Below are 21,795 nucleotides of genomic sequence, written 5' to 3'. Positions count from 1 at the left end.
CGGGTTGGTCAGCCGTGCAGGAAACGCAGGGCGTTGGCGGATCGGAGCTTGTCGCGCTGGGCGTCGGTGAGGAAGTCGGCCGCGTCGACAACAGCGCCGGCCGGCCGTTCGCCAAGCGGGTACGGGTAGTCGCTGCCGATCAGCACCCGATCCTCCCCCATGGTGTCCACCAACAGCCGCAGCGCGGGCGGCGTGAAGACCACCGAGTCGACGCTGAACCGGTCGACGTAACTGCTGGGCGGGGCGGCGGACGCGCCCCGGACCAGGTCGCCGCGGCGGTGCCAGGCGTTGTCGGCGCGACCCAGCCAGAACGGGAAGCTGCCACCACCGTGCGCGAAGCAGATCCGCAGCGTCTGCGGCACCCGGTCGAAGACCCCGCCGAGGATCATCGCCAGCACCGACAGGTGCGTCTCGGCGGGCATCCCGGTGAGCCACCGGGCCATCCAGCGGTCCAGTCGCGGTCCGCCCGGCATGTCCCACGGGTGGACGAAGACGGGTGCGCCCACCTCGGCGCAGTGCTGCAGGAAGGTGACCACACCGGCGTCGTCCAGGTCGCGGTCGCCGACGTGGTTGCCGATCTCCACGCCCACGTGCCCGGCGGCGAGGCTGCGGTCCAGCTCGGCGCAGGCGGCGTCCGGGTCCTGCAACGGCACCTGGCAGAACGGCACCAGCCGGTCACCGCCGGCCGCGGTGACCTCCAGGGTCAGGTCGTTGAAGATCCGGGCGACCTTGACCGCCTGGTCGGCCGGGCGGTCGTAACTGAAGAAGACCGGGGTCGGCGAGACCACCTGCACGGCCACCCCGTCGGCGTCCATGTCGGCCAGTCGCGTCGAGGCGTCCCAGCACTCCGCGCCGACCGGGCGGAACTCCGTCTCCCCCACCATGATCATGGCGGCGCGCTCGGAGTCCACCCGCAACCACGGCCAGCCGGACCCGCCGCACGCCGCGCCGAGGTCCGGCCACCCCTTCGGTACGACGTGCGTGTGCACGTCGACAACGGCTGCGGGCATCAGCCCTTACCCGGGTGCAGGGTGCCGCAGTTGGCGCAGGTGCGCGCCGCCTCGTCGGCGTAGAACGCCTGGAACACCGGCGGCAGGTCGGCGGCGATGTCGCGGACCTGCAACTCCACCTCGTGCACCTTGTGCCCGCACTCGGGGCAGTACCACTGGAATGTCTCCAGCGTGCCCTCCTCGCGGACCCGCTCGACGACCACGCCGATCGAGCCGGCCTCGGGCCGCTGCGGGGAGTGCGGGGTGTTGCGCGGCAGCATCCACATCTGACCCTCGCGCACGTGCACCGTACGCGGCCCCTCGGGAGTGACCAGGTTGATGTGCATGTTGCCCTTGACCTGGTAGAAGAACTCCTCGTACGGGTCCACGTGGAAGTCGGTGCGCTGATTGGGCCCGCCCACCACCATCACGATGAAGTCGTCCCCGCCGGGGAACATCTCCTTGTTGCCCACCGGGGGCTTCAACAGGTGCTGGTTGTCCGCGATCCAGCCCGGAAAGCTGAACGGCTCGGCGATCTCACTCACGACTGACCTCCCGAGGGAAGAAGGGCCACGGCCTGGATTTCGATCAGCAGGTGCGGGTGCGGCAGCTGGTGCACCGCCACCGTGGTACGGGTCGGCCCGGAGGCGTCGAAGAACTCCGCCCACACCTCGTTGTAACCACCGAAGTCATTCATGTTGACCAGGTACGTCGTCACCTGGACGAGGTCGGTGAGGTCCGCGCCGACCGAGCGCAGCAGATCGCCGATGTTCTCGATCACGGCCCGCGTCTGCACCCGGATGTCGAGGTTCGTGGTGCCGAACTCGTCCACCTCGACGCCCGCGAAGCTGTTGTCCGGCCGCCGGGACGACGTACCGGAGACGAAGACGAACCCACCCGCCACCTTGACGTGCGGAAACGCCCCCCGAGGAACGGCCTTCCCGGCGACGACCCGGGCGGTCACGACGACGCCCGGAGCGACGCCGTGCCGAGCTTCTCGACGACCGCGCGGACATGGGCACCGGGACGCAACGGCACCGCGGCGGTCGCGGCACCGGCCAGGAAGACCCACCCCGACTCCAGCCGCACCCCGTGCCCGCCCGCCAGCCGGATGCCCTCGTCGAGCGCCCGACGCGGGTCACCGAGGATCGCCGCCGTCGAGCCGACCTGCGCCACCCGCCCGTCGACCTCCAGCAGCACGCCGAGGTTGTCCAGCCCCGCCGGCACCGGCGACCACGGTCCGATCACGAAGGCGGCGGCAGAGGTGTTGTCAGCGATCACGTCCGGCAGGGAGAAGCGGAAGTCCGCGTACCGGGAGTCGATCAACTCGATGGCCGGGGCGACAGCGCGGACCGCCGTGGCGAAGTCGCCGACCGGTTCGCCCGGCTCGGGCAGCCGGTCCAGCAGGAACGCCACCTCCGGCTCGACGCGGGGATGGATGTACGCGGCCGGGTCCACGGCGCCGCCGTCGGGCACCCGCATCGCGTTGGTGAGCCGCCCCCAGATCACCTCGTCCACACCGACCTGGGCCATCTTCGCCCTGCTGGTCAGCCCCATCTTCAACCCGACCAACCGTTCACCGGCGTTCAGCCGGCGGTGCAGCAGCGCGGCCTGCACGGCGTACGCGGTGTCCACGTCGAGGCCGGTCTCGGCGGCGAGCTGCGGGATCGGGGTGGCCGTGTCGGCCGCCGTACCCAACTTCTCAGCGATCCCGGCGATGTCCGGTCCGATCATGCTGCGCCACCTTCCGTTCGCGGCTGCGGGGCTCGCAAACCCGGCTCACTCACCGCCGGCTCCTTGCCGGCCAGGTCGAGTGCGACGTCGACGATCATGTCCTCCTGGCCGCCGACCATCCGGCGGCGGCCCAGTTCGACCAGGATCGACCGGACGTCCACGCCGTACTTCGCCGACGCCCGTTCGGCGTGCCGCAGGAAGCTGGAGTAGACCCCCGCGTACCCCAGGGAGAGCGTTTCCCGGTCCACCTGGACCGGCCGGTCCTGCAGCGGGCGGACGATGTCGTCGGCCGCGTCCATCAGCGCGAACACGTCGCAGCCGTGCTTCCAGCCGTGCAGCTCGGCGACCGCGACGAAGACCTCCAGCGGGGCGTTTCCGGCACCCGCGCCCATGCCGGCGAGCGAGGCGTCGACCCGGACGGTCCGGCCGTGCGCCGCGTCGGGGCCGACCGGCGCGGACCCGGTGACCCGCCCGTGCTCGACGGCGAGCACGCTGTTGGCCACCCCGAGCGACAGGTTGTGGTGGGCGTGGATGCCGATCTGCGTGTCCGGGGCGAGGACCTGCCGGTACGCGTCGACCCGCTGCGCCACGTCGGACATCAGCAGCCGCCCGCCGGAGTCGGTGACGTAGACGCAGTGCGCGCCGTACGACTCCATCAGCTTCGCCTGACCGGCCAACCCGGCCGCGTCGTTCATGTGCGACATCATCAGGAACCCGGCCACGTCCATGCCGTTCTCGCGGGCCCAGGAGATGTGCTGGGCGGAGATGTCCGCCTCGGTGCAGTGGGTGGCGACCCGCACGCTGGTCACCCCGAGCGCCTTCGCCGCCTTCAGGTCGGCGATGGTGCCGATGCCCGGCAGCAGCAGGGTGGTCAGTTTCGCGGTGGTCAGCACCTCGGCGGCTGCGGAGATCCACTCGGCGTCGCTGGCCGCGCCGTGACCGTAGTTGACGCTGGAACCGGCGAGCCCGTCACCGTGCGCCACCTCGATGGCGGCCACCCCGGCGGCGTCCAGCGCGGCGGCGATCGTCCGTACCTGGTCGACCGTGTACCGGTGGGCGATGGCGTGCATGCCGTCGCGCAGCGTCACGTCCTGGATGTACAGGTCGGTCATGCCACCGCTCCCGTCGACCGCAGGGCGACCAGCCGCTCCGCCGTACGCAGCGCGGCGGAGGTCATGATGTCCAGGTTGCCGGCGTACGCGGGCAGGTAGTTCCCGGCACCGGAGACCTCCAGGAAGACCGACACCTGCAACGCGGTGAGCTGCCGCCCGAGCGAGGGCAGGTACGTCTCGACCCGGTCGAACTGCACGTCCTGCTTGAGCCGGTAACCGGGCACGTACTCCTGCACCGTCGCCACCATGTCCGCCACCGAGGCCGCGATGGCACCGGTGTCGGCGTCGGCGTCCGGGCAGAGGCAGTAGACGGTGTCCCGCATCAGCAGCGGCGGGTCCGCCGGGTTCAGCACGATGATCGCCTTGCCCCGTTCGGCCCCGCCGACCACCTCGATGGCCCGGGCCGTGGTCTCGGTGAACTCGTCGATGTTGGCGCGGGTGCCCGGCCCCGCGGACTTCGACGCGATCGACGCGACGATCTCGCCGTACGCCACCGGCGTGACCCGACGCACGGCGGCCACGATCGGCACCGTCGCCTGTCCGCCGCAGGTCACCATGTTGACGTTTGGCTCGTGCAGGTGCTCGTCGAGGTTGACCGGCGGCACCACGTACGGGCCGAGCGCGGCCGGGGTCAGGTCGACCACAGTGCGGCCGTGCGCGCGCAGCACCTCGTCGTGACGTCGGTGCGCGCCCGCCGAGGTGGCGTCGAAGACCAGCTCGACGTCGGCGAACTCGGGCATCGCGACCAGCCCGTCCACACCGTCGGCGGTGGTGGCCACGCCGAGCCGGCGGGCCCGCGCCAGACCATCGGAGGCCGGGTCGATGCCGGCCATCGCCACCATCCGCAGACTGTCGCTCAATCGCAACACTTTGATCATCAGGTCGGTGCCGATGTTGCCGGAACCGAGCACCGCCACACCGACGCTCATGCCGAACCCTCCCTGCTGAAAGAGGTACGCACCGAGCCGAGCCCGGAGATGCGGGCCTCGTACGCGGCGCCCGGGGTGACCGGCACCATCGGACCGAGCGCCCCGGAGAGCACCACGTCCCCGGCGCGCAGCGGGTCGCCGGCCCGGGCGAGGGTGCCGGCCAACCACTGCAGGGCGTGCAGCGGGTTGCCCAGGCAGGCCGCGCCCGCACCGACGGAGACCGGCTCACCGGCGTGCTCCAGCACCATTCCGCACAGCCGCAGGTCGACGTCGGCGAGCCGGCGCGGCGTGGTGCCGAGCACGAAGAGCCCGCTGGAGGCGTTGTCGGCGACGGTGTCCACGATGGAGATGTCCCAGGCGGCGATCCGTGAGTCGACGATCTCGATCGCCGGCAGCACGTGGTCGACCGCGCGGATCAGGTCGACTGTGGTGAGCTGCGGGTTCGGGAGATCCTTGTCGAGCACGAAGGCGATCTCCGCCTCGACGCGGGGCTGGAGCAGCCGGTCGATGGGCACCTCGACCCCGTCGCCGACCGCCATCGCGTCGGTCAGCATGCCGAAGTCCGGCTGGAACACCCCGAAGGTCTCCTGCACCGCCCGGGAGGTCAACCCGATCTTCGCGCCGACCCGGCGTTCGCCGCGACCCTGCCAGGCCCGCGCCTGGAGCTGCTGCACCCGGTACGCGGACTCCACGTCGCCCTCCGGCAGCAGCCGGCCCCGCAACGGCGCGCACGGCTTGCCGGTGCTGCGGGCGTCGGCCAACTCCCGGTTGGCGGCCTCGATGTCAGCTTCCATGCCCGCTCCCTCGGTACGGCTCACGACAGGTCCACGCAGACGTTGGTGAGTTCGGAGTAGAAGTTCAGCGAGTGCACGCCGCCCTCACGACCGATCCCGGACGCCTTCACCCCACCGAACGGGGTGCGCAGATCCCGCAGGAACCAGGTGTTCACCCAGACGATGCCGGCGTCGAGCCGGGCGCCGGCCCGGTGCGCCACGCCCACGTCCCGGGTCCACACGGTCGCCGCCAGACCGTACTCGGTGCCGTTGGCGAGGGCGTACGCCTCGTCCTCGGTGTCGAACGGCGCGACGTGCACCACCGGGCCGAAGATCTCCTCCCGGTTGGTACGGGCGTCCGGGGCGAGCCCGGTGAGCACCGTCGGCTGCACGTACGACCCGCCGTCGCGGGCGTCGCCGAAGGTGGGCGTGCCGCCACCGGTGAGCACCTCGGCGCCCTCGGCGCGGGCCAGGTCGTACGCGCCGAGCACCTTCGCCCGGTGCTGGTGGGAGATCAGCGGCATGGTGGCGGTGGCCTCGTCGGTCGGCCAGCCGTACGCCAGCTCGCCGGCCCGCTTGGCCAGCCGGGCGGTGAACTCCTCGAAGACCGGGCGCTGCACGTAGATGCGCTCGGTGCAGAGGCACACCTGCCCGCCGTTGGTGAAGCTGGACCGCACCGAGCCGGCGACCGCGGCGTCCAGGTCGGCGTCGGCGAAGACCAGGCCGGCGTTCTTGCCGCCCAACTCGAAGCTGACCGCCTTCACCCCGTCGGCGGCGGCCCGCATGATCGCGCCGCCGGTGGCCGACTCGCCGGTGAAGGTGATCGCGTCGACCCCCGGGTGGCGGGTGAGATGTTCACCGGCCGAACCCGGCCCGAAGCCGTGCACCAGGTTGAACACCCCGGCCGGCACCCCGGCCGCCGCCATCACCTCGGCGAGCAGCGTCGCCGAGGCGGGAGTCTCCTCGCTGGGCTTGACCACCACCGCGTTGCCGCAGGCCAGCGCCGGAGCCACCTTCCAGGTGAGCAGCAGCAGCGGCAGGTTCCACGGCACGATGACAGCTACCACACCGACCGGCTTGCGCAGCGCGTAGTTGAGCGCCCGGCCGCCGGTCGGGGTGACAGTGGTGAACGACTCGGTGGGTGCGGTCGCCACGATCTCCGCGAACGCCCGGAAGTTCGCCGCACCGCGCGGAATGTCCAACGTGCGGGCCTGGGCGATGGACTTGCCGGTGTCGGCGACCTCGGCGGTGATCAGGTCGTCGAAGCGGCGCTCCAACTCGTCGGCGACGCGGCGCAGCACCTCGGCGCGCTCCCGCTCCCCCATCCGACCCCACGGCCCGCGCAGCGCGGCCCGAGCGGCGGCCACCGCGTCGTCCACGGTGGACTCCGATGCCTCGTCGACCTCGAAGACCTGCTCCCCGGTGACCGGGCTGGCCTTGGCGAACGTCGTCGCGCCGTCGACGAACTCACCGGCGACGAAGTTGCGCAACCGGTGCGGGCCACTCGGCGCGTGGCCGGCCATCAGTCGCGGATCCCAGGTGCCGGTCATGCGCGCCTCCCTCGGCTCAGTGCCGCACCGATCGCGCCGACCAGCAGCAGCGCGGCCCCGCCGACGACCGCCCCGAGCACCCGGTGCTGTCGGCGCACCCGGCGGCGCACCTCGGCGTACGGGGTGGTGGAGAACGACACCAGCTCGTACTGGGAAACGTACCGGCCGGGCAGGGCCCGTTCCAGTGCGTGCTCCACCCGCCGCCGGGCCTGGAAGACCGGTGAGGCGACCTTGTCCCGCATCTCCACGAAGTTGGTGAGCGCCATCGTCGCGATGGCCTCGGCGTTCTCCTGCCGGCGCCGCTGGAACAGCGGCAACGCCGCCAACCAGTCGTCGGCGCACTCGTCCAGGCAGCGGTCCAGCTCCACCACGTCCTCGAACGCGCAGTTGGCGCCCTGGCCGTAGAACGGCACGATGGCGTGCGCCGCGTCGCCGAGCAGGCCGACAGTGCCGCTGACCTGCCAGGGGGTGCAGCGCACCGTGCCGAGCACGCCCACCGGGTTGTGCTGGTAGTCGTCGACCAGGTTCGGGGCCAGCGGGACCACGTCCGGATAGTGCTCGGTGAAGTGCCGTTCGATCTCCGCCGGGCTGGTCAGGGAGGCGAAGCTGCCGGCACCGTCGTTGGGCCAGAACAGCGTGCAGGTGAAGGAGCGGTCCGGGTTCGGCAGGGCGATCATCATCGAGGTGCCACGCGGCCAGATGTGCAACGCGTCCGGGTCCAGGGCGAAGTCCCCGCCCAGCGGCGGGATCGTCAGCTCCTTGTAGCCGTAGTCGAGGAAGTCCACGCTCTCGTCGAGCAGCCCGTACGCCAGCAGTTGCCCGCGCACCGCGGAGCCGGCGCCGTCGGCACCCAGCACGACCGACGCCTTCGCCGCGACCGGGCCCTGCGGGGTCTCGAAGCTCAGCGCGCCGTCGGTCGGGTCGAGCCCGACGAGGCGGTGGTCGAAGACGACCCGTACCCCGGGCAGCGCGGCGGCCTCGTCCAGCAGGGCGTTGTTCAGCGCACCCCGGCTGATCGAGTTGATCGCCCGGTCGCCGGCCGCGCTGTACGACTGGAACTGCTGCTCACCCTCGACCGGGTGGATCATCCGGCCGCGCATCGGCAGCGCGTCGGTCATCACCTGCTCGGCCAGCCCGATCCGGCGCAACGCGTCCAGGCCGCGCTCGGAGAGCGCCAGGTTGATCGAGCGGCCGCGCTCGGCGGTGCCGGCCCGCGGGTCGGGGCGGCGCTCGTAGAGGGCCACCGGGTAGCCCCGCCGGGCCAGGAAGCAGGCCGCCAGACAGCCGGCCAGGCCGGCACCGATGATCGCGATCTCGTCGCGCCGCGCGGTCACGGGTTCACCCGCCCGACCGTCGCGGCCAGCGCGGACGCGGCCCGCCAACAGTCCAGGTACGTGGAGTACAGCGGCACCGGGGCGAACCGGACGACGTCCGGTTCGCGGGCGTCGGCGATGACCCCGTGTTCGTACCGGAGGCGTTTGGTCAGCTCGGCGGCGCTGCCGGAACCGATGCGCACGGAGAGCTGGCAGCCCCGGCGGGCCGGGTCGCGCGGGGTGACCACCCGCAGCGGCCGGCCGACGGTCACCTGGTCGAGCAGCGACTCCAGCCAGCCGGTGAGGCGCTGGCTGCGCGCGCGCAGCGCGGTCATCCCCACCGTGTCGAACAGCTCCAGCGAGGTACGCACCGGACCCATCGCGAAGATCGGCGGGTTGGAGATCTGCCAGGCCTCCACAGTGGCCGGTGGCCGGGACACCGGCGTCATCTCGAACCGGGTCGCCGATGCGGTGCTCCACCACCCCTCGAAACGGGGCAGGCTGTCGTCGCCGAGGTGCCGCTCGTGCACGAAGACACCGGCCAGGGCACCGGGGCCGGAGTTCAGGTACTTGTAGGAGCACCACGCGGCGAAGTCGACATCCCAGTCGTGCAGGGCCAGCGGCACGTTCCCGACGGCGTGGGCCAGGTCCCAACCGATCACCGCGCCGGCGGCCCGGCCGGCAGCGGTGATCGCCGGGATGTCCAGCAGCTCGCCGGTGAGGTAGTTGACGCCGCCGAGCAGCACCAGCGCCACCCGGTCACCCTCGGCGGCCAGGTAGTCGGTCACATCCTCGGTGCGCAGGGCATCCTCACCGTCGCGGGGACGCAACCGGACCACTGTGTCGTCCGGGTCCAGGCCGTGGAACCGGGCCTGGCTGCGCACCGCGTAGCTGTCCGAGGGGAAGGCCGCGTCCTCGATGACGATGCGGGTGCGCGCGCCGGCCGGGCGGTAGAAACTGACCATCAGCAGGTGCAGGTTGACGGTGAGCGAGTTCATCACCACGGCCTCCGCCGGGCGGGCGCCGACCAGTCGGGCGGCCGGCCCGGTCAACAACTCGTGGTACGGCAGCCAGGCGCGCTCCGCCTCCAGGTGCCCCTCCACGCCGAGCCGCCCCCACGCGTCCAGGTCGGCCAGGAGTTCGTCGCGGGTGGCCCGAGGTTGCAGGCCGAGTGAGTTGCCGGCCAGGTACGCCGACTCGGGGTGCTCGCCCCCGTCGGCCGGCGGCACGTGGAACAGGTGCCGGTGGCCGGGGTCGGCCTCGTCGCGGCGATGCGCTTCTTGTTCTGAGGTGTGCATGTCTCGCTCTCCGGTCACATCGCGGTGCGGGCCGACCACAGCTCCGGGAAGACCACCCGGGCCATGCTGCGTTGCAACCACGCCAGGCCGGCGGAGCCTCCGCTGCCGACCTTGGCGCCCATTGTCCGCTGCACCGCCTTGACGTGATTCCAGCGCCAGTCGCCGAACTCCTCGGCGACCGCGCTCAGCGCCTCACCGAGCAGCCGCAGGTGGTTGTCCGGGCCGGCGTCGTCGTAGATCCGCACCCAGGCCGCCTCGACCGAGGGCTGCGGGTCGTGCTCGACGGCCACGTCCCGGTCGAGCAGGTCGGCGGGGAGGTCGAAGCCGCGGCGGGCGAGCAGGGCGAGCACGTCGTCCCAGAGGCTGGGGGTGGCCAGCGCGGCGCTCAGCGCGGCGTGCACCTCGGCCTGCCGGCGGAACGGGCGGATCAGCGTCGGGTCGCGCAACCCGAGCAGGAACTCCAACTGCCGGTACATCGCCGACTGGAAGCCGGAGGCTTCGCCGAGCAGGTTGCGGAACCGGTTGAAGTCGGCCGGGCTCATCCAGCGCAGGCCCTGCCAGGCGGCGTTGAGCCCCTCAAGGTGCAGCTTGGCTCGGCCCAGCGGGGCCAACGCCTCCCAGACCTGGTCGGCGCGGATCAGCCGCTGGGTCTCCCGCAGCTCGTGGCAGGTCAGCCCGAAGTACAGCTCCATGATCTGGCTGACCATCAGGAAGGACATCTCGCCGGGGTCGTCGCTGAGCGGGTGCTGCATCTTGTGCAGGGCGCTGGCCTGCACGTACGCGTCGTACGGCACCATGTCGGCGAACTCCAACGTCGGCTCGCCACCGGTCCGCTCCGCCTGCGCGGCACGCTGCCCGGGGGTCACCGGCTGCACCGTGGCACGGCGGTTCGTCGCCCGCCGCTCCGTCTGATCCACCATCTCGTCTCCCTCCCCCGGACTAGGCGACGCCATGATCTCGCGGTCGGATCGGCCTGCGGAATGCCGAATCAACGGCTCTCGCCGCCTTCTCCTGGCAAACCAAAGGCAACTAGGCGAAGTCGGTTCACGAAAGTAAGGTCTGAGCGTGGACGACATGGACTGGGCGCTGCTGCGCGAGTTGCAGGCCGACGCGCGGCTCTCCTTCAGCGAGTTGTCCCGGCGGGTGCACCTGTCGCCGCCGTCGGTAGCGGAGCGGGTCCGCCGGCTGGAGGAGTCCGGGGTCATCACCGGCTACCACGCCCATGTCGACCTGACCCGCGCCGGCCGAACAGTGGTCGCGTTGATCCGGATGTCCTGTTACGGAACGCGGTGCATCCTGCACGACCCGGCGGTGGCCGGCTGGCCGGAGATCCTGGAGATCCACCGGATCACCGGGGACGCGTGCAGCGTGCTGAAGGTGGCGGCCGGCTCGATCGGCGCGTTCGAGGGGGTCATCGACCGTCTCGCCCCGTACGGCCAACCGTCGAGCACGATGGTCCTTTCCTCCCCGCTGAACTGGCAGCCCGTGACCCCCCTTGCCAGCCCGAACCCCGCACCCCGCCCCCGCTGACCCCCCGCACCCCGCCCGCCTGCGGGTTTGCGCCTGCGCCAACGGGAAAGCAGCGCGCGTGCCCAGGGGAGGGTTCCGGCGGTCGTCGCCGGTTGGGGGGAAATCATGCAGGGAATCCGCACGATCAACCGCGCGCTCTCGTCGCTACTGACACTGGTGGGGCTGGTCGGGGCGTTCGTCCTGTTGTCGGTCGCACCGGCTCGGGCCGGCGAGAACGTCTTCGTCGAGGTGACACCGAACAGCGCCCAGGCCGGTAGCCGGGTCAGCATCAAGGCAAGCTGCGACAACGACAACAACAACCGCCAGTCCAATGTGCACTCCGACGCGTTCGGGAACGTGATGCTCAAACCGGACAAGGGTTTCCTGACCGGACAGGTGACCATTCCGCGTGACAAGCCGGCCGGTGACTACCCGGTCGACCTGCGCTGCGAAAACGGCCAGACCTCGTCGACCACCCTGACAGTGCTGAACATGGCCTCGCCCAGCAAGGGGCCGGCGACCGGTGGCGGCGGTATGGCCGGCGGTCGCGGCACCGGCTCGTTGCTGGTGCTCGGCGGCGTCGCGTTGGTGGCCACCGCGATCGGGCTCGGGATGGCCGGCGGCCGGCGTCGATCGGGAGCCGGCTCCTGAGCCGGATCACCAATGACCCGCAGATCCGCGCGGGCGCGGCGGGACCGCCGCGCCCGCCTCCGGGCCGGGCCGGCGCTGCGCGCGTCCGGCCGGCTGGTGGCGCGCGTCTCCGGGCGGCTGCGCCGGGTCGCCGGGCAGGCCGTGTCGGCAAGTGTCGCCACCATCGATCCGGCCGCCCGCCCGCTGCCGCCACGGCGTCCGGCCGGGCCGCCGTCGGCCCGACACCGTTTCGCTACGAGCCCCGGGTTGCCGGTGCTGGCCATCGGCGCGCTGATGGTGCTGATCGTGGCGATGCTCGGCGTCGAGCAGGTGACCGGGATGAGCCTGCTGCCGGACCGGCTCAGCGCCGGCCTGCGACCACCGCCGAAGAAGTTCCCGGTGCTGCCGGCCAGCCAGCCGACCAGCCTCGCCATCGAGGAGATCGGCGTGCGGGCGCCGGTGCACGCCGTGGGCATCGCCCCGGACGGCACGATCGCCGTGCCGGACGCGGGCCGCGCCCAGGAGGCCGGGTGGTACGACCAGGGGCCCACCCCGGGCCAGTACGGTCCCGCCGTGATCGTCGGGCACGTCGACACCACCAGCGGCCCGGCGGTCTTCCACAAACTCCGCGAGCTGCGCTCCGGTGACGAGATCGAGGTCACCCGCACCGATCAGCGGGTGGCGGTCTTCGAGGTCAACTCGGTGGAGAAGTTCGACAAGGGCCGGCTGCCGGTGGACGAGGTGTACGGGGACTTCAGCCGCCCGAGCCTGCGACTGATCACCTGTGGCGGGCAGTGGGTCGGCGGCGAGACCGGCTATGCGGACAACGTGGTGGTCTTCGCCTCGCTGGTCAAGGCGCGTTCCGGCGGCTGAGCAGCGTCGAGGTAGTCGGCGAGCCGGGCGGCAGCGGTGAGCATGGCCCGGCCCCGCTCGGTGAGTCGCTGCCGCCACTGACCCAGCGACGCGGCGAGCGGTTCCGCGCCGCCCGCGTCGCGCACCCGACGCAGCACGTCGGCGATGTGGTCGAGCCGGTACCCGCCCCGGCGCAGCAGGTGGGCCAGTTCGGCGTCGCGGACGTCGTCAGCCGAGTAGACGCGGTAGCCCGTCGCCGGGTCACGCACCGGCCGCAGAATCCCGGCCCGCTCCCACTTGCGTAGCGTGGCCGGTCGTACACCGAGCCGGTGGGCCAGCACGCTGATCGGCACGGCTCTGCGGCTCTGCGGCTGCGGCGGCGCCCCGGTGAGCGTCGCCACCGCCGCCTCGACCGCGTCCAGGGTTTCCCGATCGCGCTGGAGCAGCGCATGACCCTGGTCGACGACGCGCAGCGCCGTGTCGATCTCACCCCGGTTGACGGCCCGCATGATCTCGCCGCTGGCCGGATAGCCGTGGCCCACGATCAACGCGAGGTAGGCGCCCAGGGCCTTGGCGTGCAGCTCGGTGAAGCGACGGTAGCCGTTCGGGGTGCGCTGGGCCGGCGGCAGGACGCCGTCGCGTTCGTAGTTGCGCACGGCCTGCGCGGAGAGGCCGTGCGCACGCGCGAGATCCACCGGTCGGCGTACACCCAGGTTTGAGGGTTTTGTGGCTGTCACCGCGCTCCGCCGCTCGTAGGTCTCAACCGCTGGTTCAACGATACGGTTCATGGAATGGCATCTTTTCTCGACCTGCTGGCGGCATCCCCGGACCTTCTCGCGCTCGGTGAACCGACGCACGGTGAATCCGCCTTCCTGCAGCTGCGCAACGAGGCCTTCCTGTCGCTGGCAGAGCACGGCTACCGCTCGATCGCCCTGGAGAGCGACCGGGCGGCCGGGCTGATCGCCGACGAGTTCGTGCGGGGCGTCGCCGACGTGACGCTCGACCGTGCGCTCGCCGAAGGGTTCAGCCACGGGTTCGGCGCGTACCCGGCCAACCGCGACCTGCTGCTGCGGATGCGGGAGTGGAACGCCGGACGGCCGGACGCGGAGCGATTGACGTTCCACGGCTTCGACGCCCCGGTCGAGCTGGACAGCGCGCCGAGCCCACGCCACCACCTCCGCCAGGTCTGCCACTTCCTCGGCGTGGACCGGTCCGCCGAGATCGACGACCTGATCGGGGACGAGGCGCGGTGGAGTGACCCGGCCGCGATCTGGGAGCCGGGCCGGTCGGTCGGGCGTTCGGCGGACGCGCAGCGTCTGCGGGTGATCGCCGACGACCTGCTGACCGAGCTGTACCTGCGGGCACCGGGCAGGTCCGAGGGCTGGTCGGCGGCGTTCGTGCACGCCACGGCCGCAGTGGAGTTGCTGCGCTACCACGCCGCAGCCGCCACCCCGGTGGCGCAGGAGGAACGTTTCAACCGCCTGGCCGCGGTCCGGGACGCGCTCATGGCCGAGAACCTGCTCGCGATCCGGGCCGTCGAGGCCCATCGCGGACCCACGGTGGTCTTCGCGCACAACGCGCACCTGCAACGCCACCAGAGCACGATGATGCTCGCCGACAGGCAGCTGACCTGGGCCGGCGCCGGTGCGATCGTCGCGGCGCTGCTGGGTGACCGGTACGCGGTGATCGCCGGCAGCCTCGGCGCGAGCCCGGCGCTCGGCATCGGAGCGCCCGCCGCCTCGACCTACGAGGGCAGACTCCAGCAGCAGGCCGGCCTGCCCCGGTACCTGCCGGCGGCCGACATCGCGCCGGCCGAGCGGCGGACGCACGACTACCGCTACTTCCCGCTGGATCAGGCCACGATCGACCACGCCGACCTGGTCCTGCACATCCCGACCGGTGTCGACGCGGCGGTGCTCGCCGATCGGATCCTCGCACTGCCCGACGTCGAGCAGGTGGTGGCGAGCGAGGAGAACGGATCACCCGAGGCGGCGTGGGGCGACCGGTTCTTCCACGTGGGCCCGGACCGCCGCCAGCCGTTCGCCACCATCGTCGAGCACGACGTGCCCGGCTTCGACGAGGCCGCACAGCTCGACCGCCCCGGCGTCTTCCGCCTCAACCTGGACCTCGGCCGGGCCGAGTTCGAGCGGCTGTTCGGCTTCCCGCCCAAGGAGTTCGAGGAGCACCGGCACGAGTTCGACTTCGCCCGGCTGGACACCCTCGCGCCGCACCCGGGCTACGCCCTGTACGGGTTCGCCAGCGTCGTCATGCCCGGCCCGCACCTGCTGCCCGAGATCGACCGGCTGCTCGCGGTCGCGCACCGCCGGGCTGTCGACCGCCACGAACGCGCGACCCGCCGAGCACCCCACCCGCAGTCCGGAGCCTGACCACGCCCCTCGACGTCAGGCGGCGGCCTCGGGCTCCCGCAGGTCCAACCAGTCGGCCCAGCGGGGGTCGGGGGCGCGGTGCCCGAGGACCCGCCAGGCGGTGCCCTTCGGGGCGGCCGGCAACGCGTGTAACCGCCACCCCATCTCGGCCGGGGTCTTGTCGCCCTTGGTGTGGTTGCACCTGGCGCACGCGGCGACGACGTTCTCCCAGGCGTGCCGGCCGCCCCGGCTGCGCGGGAAGACGTGGTCGATGGTCTCGGCCGGGCCCCGGCAGTAGGCGCACCGCCACCCGTCCCGGGCGAAGATCGCCCGCCGGGACAGCCCGACATGCGTTCGGTACGGCACCCGGACGAAGCGCGTCAGCCGGACCACCGACGGCACCGGGAGCGCGTCCCGGGCGCTGTGCAGGATGCCGTCACCATCGGCGACGCAGACCGCCTTGGCGGAGAGGACGAGGATCGCGGCGCGACGCACCGACACGACACACAGCGGCTCGTAGGTGGCGTTGAGGACCAACGCGCCGGAGCCCACCGTGGGTCGTATGTCAGGCATCGCGCTCACCCTCCCGGTTCAGCGGCTGCTGGGGACCGCCGCCGACCGGGGCCGGGCACAACGGCCCACACGGTCGACGCCGGGCCGATCACCGACGTCCGTTGCGCCAATAGTCCCTGATCGGACCCCGGATTGCACGTACTAATCTCTCTTCTGGTAAGCGGATCACCCCTGCCGGGTCGGGTAGCTGCGGCAGTGGCCATCGACACCTATGGTCACGGGCATGATCGACAGACTTTCCGCCGCCACCGTGCGCCACCGGCACGTCGTCCTGGCGCTCGGGCTTGTCCTTGCCTGCGTGAACGCCGCCGCCCCGGGTTCCACCGTGGGGACCCGCGTCCTGCTGTTGCTGTCCCTGGCGGCGCTGGTCCTGTCGGTGTTCCTCATGGGGGTCCGTCCGGCCTACTTCGTGGTGCGGCCGCAGGTTCCCGCCTTCGCCACCCCTGGTCCGGCCTGGATGGTGTTCTTCGCCCTGGGCTACCTCGGGCCCGCGTCGCTCTGCCTCGGCGCGCTGATCCGCTCGACCAGCGAGGGCACTCTGTCGACGTTCGACCTGGTTTTCAATCTTCTCTGGTTGCTCCTGGCCGCGTTGGTGATCACGCGGGCGTGGCGGGGTCACGGGGTACGCCTGCATCCGTCCGGGGTACGGCAGACCTGGCCGCTGGGCTCGCTCACCGTGCCGTGGGAGGCAATGCTGGCGCCGCAGGTTCCCCCGGCGACCGACAGTCGTCCGTGGCTGGCGATGCGGATCACGGAACCCGAACTGGTTCGGGGGCGCGGCATCCCGCGCAGCCGGCGGGCGTTGCGGACGGACGTCGTCGATCCGGGATTCCTCGCCTCTGCCATCGGGCACTACGTCGCGCACCCCGAACACCGGGCGGCGATCGGCAGTCACGCCGAGTACGAACGGCTGCGCGCCGAGTTGCCCGCGAGAGGGTGAGCAACGACCGGCAGGCAAGCCTGCCGGTGGAATCACCGGCCGGTGGGTCGGCGGCGGACGCCCGGTCTCCTTACGGTACGAAGACAGGGTGAGTGCCGCCAGCGTGACGCCCCTAGCCCTGTCCGACGCCGTCTCGGTGAGCTGCCAGGGCAGCACCTCCTGCGAGTGGATCTACCGGATCACCGGGTCCGGCTGGTTCGCCGAGGGCAGCTACTGGATCCTGCTCAAACCGCTTCGGGTGCTGCTGATCCTGGCGCTGGCGATGGTGGCCCGGTGGGCGCTGCACCGGACGATCAACCGGTTGGTGCGGACGACCACCGACGGCGCGGTGCCGACGATGCTGCGGCCGCTGCGCGAGCGGGTGCCCACCGCCGCGGCCGACCCGGCCGAGTTCGTCCCCGAGCGACGACGGCAGCGGGCCGAGGCGATCGGGTCGGTGCTGCGCAGCCTGACCACCGCGTTCGTCTTCGGCATCGCGCTGCTGATGATCCTTCGCGAGTTCAGCTTCGACCTGGCTCCGCTGCTGGCCAGCGCGGGGATCGCCGGCGTCGCGCTGGGCTTCGGTGCGCAGAGTCTGGTGAAGGACCTGATAGCCGGCCTCTTCATGCTGATCGAGGACCAGTACGGCGTGGGCGACAACGTCGACCTGGGCGAGGCGATGGGTGTGGTCGAGTCGGTCGGCCTGCGGGTCACCACGGTGCGCGACGGCCGGGGCGTGCTCTGGTACATCCGCAACGGCGAGATCATCCGGGTGGGCAACAAGAGCCAGGGCTGGGCCCTCGTGGTGGTGGACCTGCCGATCGGCTTCAACAGCACCGAGGAGGCCACCGCGGTGCTGCGGACCGCTGCCGCCTCGGTCGCGATGGACCCGGAGCTGTCGCCGGAGATCGTGGAGGCACCCGAGGTGCTGGGGGTCGAACAGGTGACGGTGGACGGCGCGGTGATCCGCACAGTGGTGAAGACGACCGCGGACGGGCAGTTCGCTGTGGGTCGGGAGTTGCGTCGGCGGCTCGCGGAGGCCCTGGAGAACTCGGGGATCACCGCGCAGATCGCGGCGGCCCGCATCTATCCCGGTCTCTCGACCCGCCCGCTGTCCGACGGTGAGACTGGTCAGGGCGGCGCCACCTGACCCGGCGACATCGTCCTGCGATTCAGGGGTCGCGAGCCGGCCGGCCCCTCGGGTATCGTCCGTTCGTTCAGTCGGGGAGGCGACGAACGACCCGTTCGACCTAGCTAGTTGTCAGACGATCGGGCAGAATCCGGAACACGCGTTCCCACCAAAGCGTGATCACATCCTCGCTGATCCGTAGATCTGACGAGAGCTTCCGGCCGTGCTGCCACGAGCGGCCAAGCCGGGGCCGATGGAGGCGACGGTGCCTAACGAGCGACCTTCCGCGGAAGGCCCGGCCACATTTCGCGAAGTGTTCTCCCAGCGCGAGTTCCGGGCTGTGTTCGTGGCCAGCGCGCTCTCCTGGGTCGGCGACTATGTAGCGAAGGCCGCCGTCACCCTGCTCGTCTTCCAGCAGACCCGGTCCGTCGCGCTCTCCGCGGCCGCCTTCGCCGTCAGCTTCCTGCCCTGGCTGCTCGGTGGTCCGGTGCTCGCCGCACTCGCGGAGCGGTACCCGTACCGGCGGGTGATGGTGGCATGCGACCTCATCCGGATGGCGCTGATGCTGCTCATCGCCATTCCGAGCCTGCCGTACCAGGCGGTGCTGGTGCTCATCTTCGCCGCCACCTTGGCCAACCCACCGAGCCAGGCGGCGAAGTCCGCGCTGATCCCGCAGTTGCTCACCGGGGACCGACTGGTGCTGGGTCTGTCGCTGAACAGCAGCGTCGGGCAGGCCGCCCAGGTGGTGGGGTACGCCTTCGGCGCCGCTCTCGCCGCGATCACCCCGGAGGTGGCGCTGCTGTTCAACGCGGCCACGTTCGGCCTCTCGGCGCTGCTGGTACGCCTGGGCGTGCGCGACCGCCCGGCGGTGATGAACCCGGCGCACCGCAGTCACCTGCTGCGCGAGACCCGCCAGGGGTTCGGCATCGTGTTCGGCACACCGGTGCTGCGGGCCATCGCGGTGCTGGTGTTCAGCGCGATGCTCTTCTCGATCGTTCCCGAAGGGCTGGCCGCGGCCTGGGCCAACGACGAGAGTCGCGGCGCCGTCAGTGCGGGCACCGCCCAGGCAGCGATCATGATGGCGAACCCGATCGGCTTCATCCTCGGCGGGTTGCTGGTGAGTCGCCTGTTCGGGCCGGCCCGCCGACTGAAGCTGATGCGGCCGCTCGCGGTGCTCGCCCCCCTGATGCTCGTGCCGGCCCTCCTCGACCCCCCGCCGTTGATGGTCGCGCTGCTCGCCGCGCTCTGCGGGTTCGCGGTCGCCGGCATGATGCCGATGGCCAACGGGTTGTTCGTCCAGGCACTGCCGGACGGGTTCCGGGCCCGCGCCTTCGGCGTGATGGCCACCGGTGTGCAGGTCATCCAGGGTTTCGCGGTGCTGGTCACCGGGGTGCTCGCCGACCGGTTCCCGATCCCGATCGTGGTCGGGGTGTGGAGCGCGGCCGGGGTGGTGCTCATGGCGGTGGCCACGCTGCGCTGGCCGGACCGGCAGACGGTGGACGACGCGATCACCGCCGCTGCGAAGGCCAACGTCGAGCCGCCGGCCGTCGGACCCGACGGCCCTCCCGGTGACCGCTCGCCGGGAGGCGCCACCGCCGACCCGCACGCCGGTGACGGACACCGCCGGCACGCCGTCACCTGACCCGTCGCGCCGAGGTCGACACGAGCGGGTCGGACGCCCGACATCGGGGGGCGTCGACCCGGCGTGATCCGACGCACGCCGTGCGGGTCGGGTCGGCCCGGGGCGCACCTGGCAGGATGGAACTGTGACTTCCGCAGGCGAATCCGACCGTCCCGGTGCGTCGATGACCCTCTTCGAGGCGGTCGGCGGCGAACCCACCTTCCGCAGGCTGGTCGACGAGTTCTACGCCGGTATCGCCACCGATCCCCTGCTGCGCCCCATGTACCCGGAGGAGGACCTGGGCCCGGCCGCGGACCGGATGACCCTGTTCCTGATGCAGTACTGGGGCGGGCCGAACACCTACTCCGCCCAGCGCGGGCACCCGCGGCTGCGGATGCGGCACGCGCCGTTCCGGATCGGCGCGGCCGAACGGGACGCCTGGCTGCGGAACATGCGCCGGGCCGTGGATCGACTCGACCTTGAGCCGGAGATCGCCGGCACCCTCTGGGACTACCTGGAGCGGGCCGCGTACTTCATGGTCAACGTCGAGGACGACCCCGCCCACGGCGTCTGACCCGCCCGGCCCGCCACACCGTCAGAGCAGCGCGCCCTCGTCGTGCAGCCAGTCCACGAAGCTGGTGGCGACCGCCGCGCCACAGTCGAGCATCTCGACCAACAGCGCGTCGTGGGTGCCGGCACCGAGCGGGACCTGAAGCTCCGCGTAGATCGGCAACTGACCGCGCTCGGTCGGGTCACCGATGTACGCCTTGCAGAACCGGCGGGTGTGGTTCCACTCGTTGACCACCCGGTACGCCCGGTCGGCCCAGTCCGGCGGGACCGTGGCGTGCGGACGGGCCCGCATGACGAGGATCTCGTCCTCGGGGCCTTCCAGGGTGACCAGCACCGCGTGCCGCTCCCACATCGCCAGCAGGTTGCCGTCGCCGTCGGCCAGGTAGCGCACGTCCAGTAGATCGAGTGCGTCACAGACCCGGCGCAGGCTCACCGGCTCGACGGTGGCGGGCATCTCGGTCAGCACTGGCCGCTCGTTGGACGGGCAGTCGTCCCCCGGCTGGCGAGGGCTGGGCGGACCAATCCGGACCGCACTGTCGACTGTGATCCCGCTTCGGGTTTCCGGATCGCCGCCGTCGGCGGGACCGGGGCGCCATGACCACCACGGCATCGCTCGCGCACCTCACTCCCCAGCGGATCCAGTCGCCTACGGTGCGTTGGATCCGAGGATGGACGGTACCCGGACAGCCGGGTTGAAGCACCCCCCCAACGACCGCCCCTGACCAGAAGAATGAACCGGGGTCATCCGTTCGGACGAGCGCTCAGGGGTGTCACGGCAAGATCCGTGGCCTTCTGCAACCACGCCGCTCCGTGCGGTCCCACCAGGCCGACCCAACGACCGGCCACCCGCACCTGAACGGTGCCCCCGCCCTCGCCGGCCGACGAGCCGTCGGCGGCGCCGAGGAAGCCCATCCGGACCACCCCCTGCACCAGCCGCTGCGGCACCTCGACCGGCGCGGCGGGCGTCCCGTCCGGGGTGATCAGCACCGCCACGTGGTCGAGCAACGCGTCGCGCAGCGCCCGCTGGCCCACAGCCCGGCCGGCGACACCCTGCTCGCTCGCCGTCCGCAGGGTGCCCGCCGCCGCGTCCGCGATCCGTCGCAGCTCGGCGACGGGCAGCGCCTCCACCTGCTGGCTCCGCGCCGGCGGCAGCGGCCACCGCCACTGGGCGTCCCGCCGGGCCGGCAGGGCCGTACCGCCGCGCTCCAGCTCGGCGAGCAGCTCCGCGGCGGCCACCGTGACGTCCTCAGCGGCGCCGTCGGCCGGCCCGCCGGCAACGGTGCGGACCACCAGAACCTGCCACGGCAGCCGGGCCCACAGCGCGACCCGGCCGGGTGCGCCGGCCGGCCGCAGCCGGACCGGCGCGGCCGGGTCCAGTCGGACCAGCCGGGCCAGGAAGGCGCCCGCGTCGGCCACCCCGGCGACACCGTGCGTCGACGCCGCCACCCGGCCCGGCCCAGCGGTGCCCGGCCGGGTCACCCCACACCGCCCTGCGGTGCGTACGTGAGCAGGAAGTCCCGTTCCTCGGTGGTGATCCGCCGGGGCACCTGACGGGTCAGGTCGAACGGCACCAGCACGGACCGGGCCCGGCTGGCCAGCACGTCGCCGTCGTACAGCTCGTAGGCGACGGTGAACCGGGAGGCCCGGATCTCCTCCACCCACAGCTCGATCCGTACGGTGGGCGCCGCCTCCGCGGTGGCCCGGCCGAGCGCGTAGTCGACCGGGCGCAGGTAGTCGACCTCGTGACGGCGGATCACCACCCCGTCGGCGAACGAGCCGACACCCCAGGCCCGCCCGCCGGCGAACATCAACGCGACCCGCGCCTCCTCGTACAGGGTGAGGAAACGCGAGTTGTTGACGTGGCCGTACGCGTCCAGGTCGGACCAGCGCAGGGTGCAGTGGTAGACGAAGCGATCAGACACCGTCTG

At 72.0% G+C, this 21,795-nt stretch carries 24 protein-coding genes; 8 read left to right on the top strand and 16 right to left on the bottom strand.

What is annotated here, in order from left to right:
• Positions 1–8: 8 nt before the first annotated feature.
• From IF22_RS0118125 to IF22_RS0118075, 11 genes are read right to left on the bottom strand one after another with little or no spacing between them, the layout of a single operon-like run.
• On the bottom strand, positions 9–1,010 hold the full coding sequence (locus IF22_RS0118125) for an amidohydrolase family protein (RefSeq protein ID WP_030333501.1): 1,002 nt from the start codon (positions 1,008–1,010) through the stop codon (positions 9–11).
• Positions 1,010–1,534, bottom strand: coding sequence for a 3-hydroxyanthranilate 3,4-dioxygenase (locus IF22_RS0118120; RefSeq protein ID WP_030333499.1), 525 nt, complete (start codon positions 1,532–1,534; stop codon positions 1,010–1,012). Before IF22_RS0118120 ends, IF22_RS0118125 begins: the two co-directional genes overlap by 1 nt.
• Positions 1,531–1,953 carry a RidA family protein gene (locus tag IF22_RS0118115; protein WP_030333497.1) on the bottom strand — a complete coding sequence of 141 codons (423 nt, stop codon included), beginning with the start codon at positions 1,951–1,953 and terminating at the stop codon, positions 1,531–1,533. The genes IF22_RS0118120 and IF22_RS0118115 overlap by 4 nt, the downstream gene beginning before the upstream one ends.
• Entirely contained in the window at positions 1,950–2,723 is a 774-nt protein-coding gene (locus IF22_RS0118110; RefSeq protein WP_030333495.1) for a 2-keto-4-pentenoate hydratase, read from the bottom strand. Before IF22_RS0118110 ends, IF22_RS0118115 begins: the two co-directional genes overlap by 4 nt.
• Positions 2,720–3,835: a 4-hydroxy-2-oxovalerate aldolase gene (dmpG, locus tag IF22_RS0118105; RefSeq protein ID WP_051708587.1), complete on the bottom strand. Its 1,116-nt coding sequence runs from the start codon at positions 3,833–3,835 to the stop codon at positions 2,720–2,722. The genes IF22_RS0118110 and dmpG overlap by 4 nt, the downstream gene beginning before the upstream one ends.
• Entirely contained in the window at positions 3,832–4,764 is a 933-nt protein-coding gene (locus IF22_RS0118100; protein ID WP_030333491.1) for an acetaldehyde dehydrogenase (acetylating), read from the bottom strand. The genes dmpG and IF22_RS0118100 overlap by 4 nt, the downstream gene beginning before the upstream one ends.
• Entirely contained in the window at positions 4,761–5,558 is a 798-nt protein-coding gene (locus IF22_RS0118095) for a 2-keto-4-pentenoate hydratase (RefSeq protein WP_030333489.1), read from the bottom strand. The genes IF22_RS0118100 and IF22_RS0118095 overlap by 4 nt, the downstream gene beginning before the upstream one ends.
• A 20-nt stretch (positions 5,559–5,578) precedes the next feature.
• A complete protein-coding gene (locus tag IF22_RS0118090; RefSeq protein WP_030333488.1) occupies positions 5,579–7,060 on the bottom strand; it encodes a 2-hydroxymuconic semialdehyde dehydrogenase in 1,482 nt (493 codons plus the stop codon).
• A gap of 23 nt (positions 7,061–7,083) precedes the next feature.
• The gene (locus IF22_RS0118085; RefSeq protein WP_030333486.1) at positions 7,084–8,421 is read right to left on the bottom strand and encodes an FAD-dependent oxidoreductase; all 1,338 of its coding nucleotides are present in this window, start codon (positions 8,419–8,421) and stop codon (positions 7,084–7,086) included.
• Complete coding sequence (kynU, locus tag IF22_RS0118080) at positions 8,418–9,698, bottom strand: kynureninase (protein ID WP_030333484.1); 1,281 nt, start codon at positions 9,696–9,698, stop codon at positions 8,418–8,420. The genes IF22_RS0118085 and kynU overlap by 4 nt, the downstream gene beginning before the upstream one ends.
• Positions 9,699–9,712: 14 nt before the next feature.
• Positions 9,713–10,615 carry a tryptophan 2,3-dioxygenase gene (locus IF22_RS0118075; protein WP_030333482.1) on the bottom strand — a complete coding sequence of 301 codons (903 nt, stop codon included), beginning with the start codon at positions 10,613–10,615 and terminating at the stop codon, positions 9,713–9,715.
• Positions 10,616–10,763: 148 nt separating this feature from the next.
• On the opposite strand from IF22_RS0118075, the gene IF22_RS0118070 reads away from it, so the two are divergent.
• From IF22_RS0118070 to IF22_RS0118060, 3 genes are all read left to right on the top strand, one after another.
• Positions 10,764–11,228, top strand: a complete 465-nt coding sequence (locus IF22_RS0118070; protein ID WP_030333480.1) for an Lrp/AsnC family transcriptional regulator — start codon at positions 10,764–10,766, stop codon at positions 11,226–11,228.
• A 105-nt stretch (positions 11,229–11,333) separates the two neighbouring features.
• The gene (locus tag IF22_RS0118065) at positions 11,334–11,858 is read left to right on the top strand and encodes a hypothetical protein (protein WP_030333478.1); all 525 of its coding nucleotides are present in this window, start codon (positions 11,334–11,336) and stop codon (positions 11,856–11,858) included.
• A gap of 75 nt (positions 11,859–11,933) precedes the next feature.
• A complete protein-coding gene (locus IF22_RS0118060; protein WP_030333476.1) occupies positions 11,934–12,710 on the top strand; it encodes a class F sortase in 777 nt (258 codons plus the stop codon).
• On the opposite strand, the gene IF22_RS0118055 is transcribed toward IF22_RS0118060, so the two are convergent.
• Positions 12,653–13,384 carry a TioE family transcriptional regulator gene (locus IF22_RS0118055; RefSeq protein WP_245233664.1) on the bottom strand — a complete coding sequence of 244 codons (732 nt, stop codon included), beginning with the start codon at positions 13,382–13,384 and terminating at the stop codon, positions 12,653–12,655. The genes IF22_RS0118060 and IF22_RS0118055 overlap by 58 nt on opposite strands.
• A 96-nt stretch (positions 13,385–13,480) precedes the next feature.
• Here IF22_RS0118055 and IF22_RS0118050 point away from each other — a divergent pair, with 96 nt between their 5' ends.
• The gene (locus IF22_RS0118050; RefSeq protein WP_030333472.1) at positions 13,481–15,076 is read left to right on the top strand and encodes a DUF6194 family protein; all 1,596 of its coding nucleotides are present in this window, start codon (positions 13,481–13,483) and stop codon (positions 15,074–15,076) included.
• 15 nt (positions 15,077–15,091) lie between these two features.
• On the opposite strand, the gene IF22_RS0118045 is transcribed toward IF22_RS0118050, so the two are convergent.
• Complete coding sequence (locus IF22_RS0118045) at positions 15,092–15,628, bottom strand: HNH endonuclease (RefSeq protein WP_030333470.1); 537 nt, start codon at positions 15,626–15,628, stop codon at positions 15,092–15,094.
• 223 nt (positions 15,629–15,851) lie between these two features.
• Between IF22_RS0118045 and IF22_RS0118040 the strand changes: the two genes are divergently transcribed.
• The 4 genes from IF22_RS0118040 to IF22_RS0118025 all read left to right on the top strand — a co-directional run bounded on the left by IF22_RS0118040 (position 15,852) and on the right by IF22_RS0118025 (position 19,871).
• The gene (locus IF22_RS0118040; protein WP_156057617.1) at positions 15,852–16,568 is read left to right on the top strand and encodes a hypothetical protein; all 717 of its coding nucleotides are present in this window, start codon (positions 15,852–15,854) and stop codon (positions 16,566–16,568) included.
• Positions 16,569–16,704: 136 nt separating this feature from the next.
• Positions 16,705–17,697 (top strand): mechanosensitive ion channel family protein, encoded by a 993-nt coding sequence (locus IF22_RS0118035; protein WP_483414219.1) that lies wholly within the window; start codon positions 16,705–16,707, stop codon positions 17,695–17,697.
• Between the two features lie 232 nt (positions 17,698–17,929).
• Complete coding sequence (locus tag IF22_RS0118030; RefSeq protein WP_051708604.1) at positions 17,930–19,318, top strand: MFS transporter; 1,389 nt, start codon at positions 17,930–17,932, stop codon at positions 19,316–19,318.
• A gap of 163 nt (positions 19,319–19,481) precedes the next feature.
• Complete coding sequence (locus IF22_RS0118025) at positions 19,482–19,871, top strand: globin (RefSeq protein ID WP_081883881.1); 390 nt, start codon at positions 19,482–19,484, stop codon at positions 19,869–19,871.
• Positions 19,872–19,892: 21 nt separating this feature from the next.
• Here IF22_RS0118025 and IF22_RS0118020 read toward each other — a convergent pair whose 3' ends face one another.
• The 3 genes from IF22_RS0118020 to IF22_RS0118010 form a co-directional block, all read right to left on the bottom strand.
• Entirely contained in the window at positions 19,893–20,477 is a 585-nt protein-coding gene (locus tag IF22_RS0118020) for a type III secretion system chaperone family protein (RefSeq protein ID WP_030333460.1), read from the bottom strand.
• A gap of 131 nt (positions 20,478–20,608) precedes the next feature.
• Entirely contained in the window at positions 20,609–21,346 is a 738-nt protein-coding gene (locus IF22_RS0118015) for a DUF8185 domain-containing protein (protein ID WP_030333458.1), read from the bottom strand.
• Positions 21,343–21,789, bottom strand: a complete 447-nt coding sequence (locus IF22_RS0118010; protein WP_030333456.1) for an acyl-CoA thioesterase — start codon at positions 21,787–21,789, stop codon at positions 21,343–21,345. The genes IF22_RS0118015 and IF22_RS0118010 overlap by 4 nt, the downstream gene beginning before the upstream one ends.
• Positions 21,790–21,795 lie beyond the last annotated feature (6 nt).

The sequence above is a fragment of the Micromonospora parva genome (assembly GCF_000718515.1).
GTDB classification, from domain to species: domain Bacteria; phylum Actinomycetota; class Actinomycetes; order Mycobacteriales; family Micromonosporaceae; genus Micromonospora; species Micromonospora parva.
The sequence above is the reverse complement of the archived record's forward strand: the minus strand, read 5'-3'. Positions and strand labels throughout refer to the sequence as shown.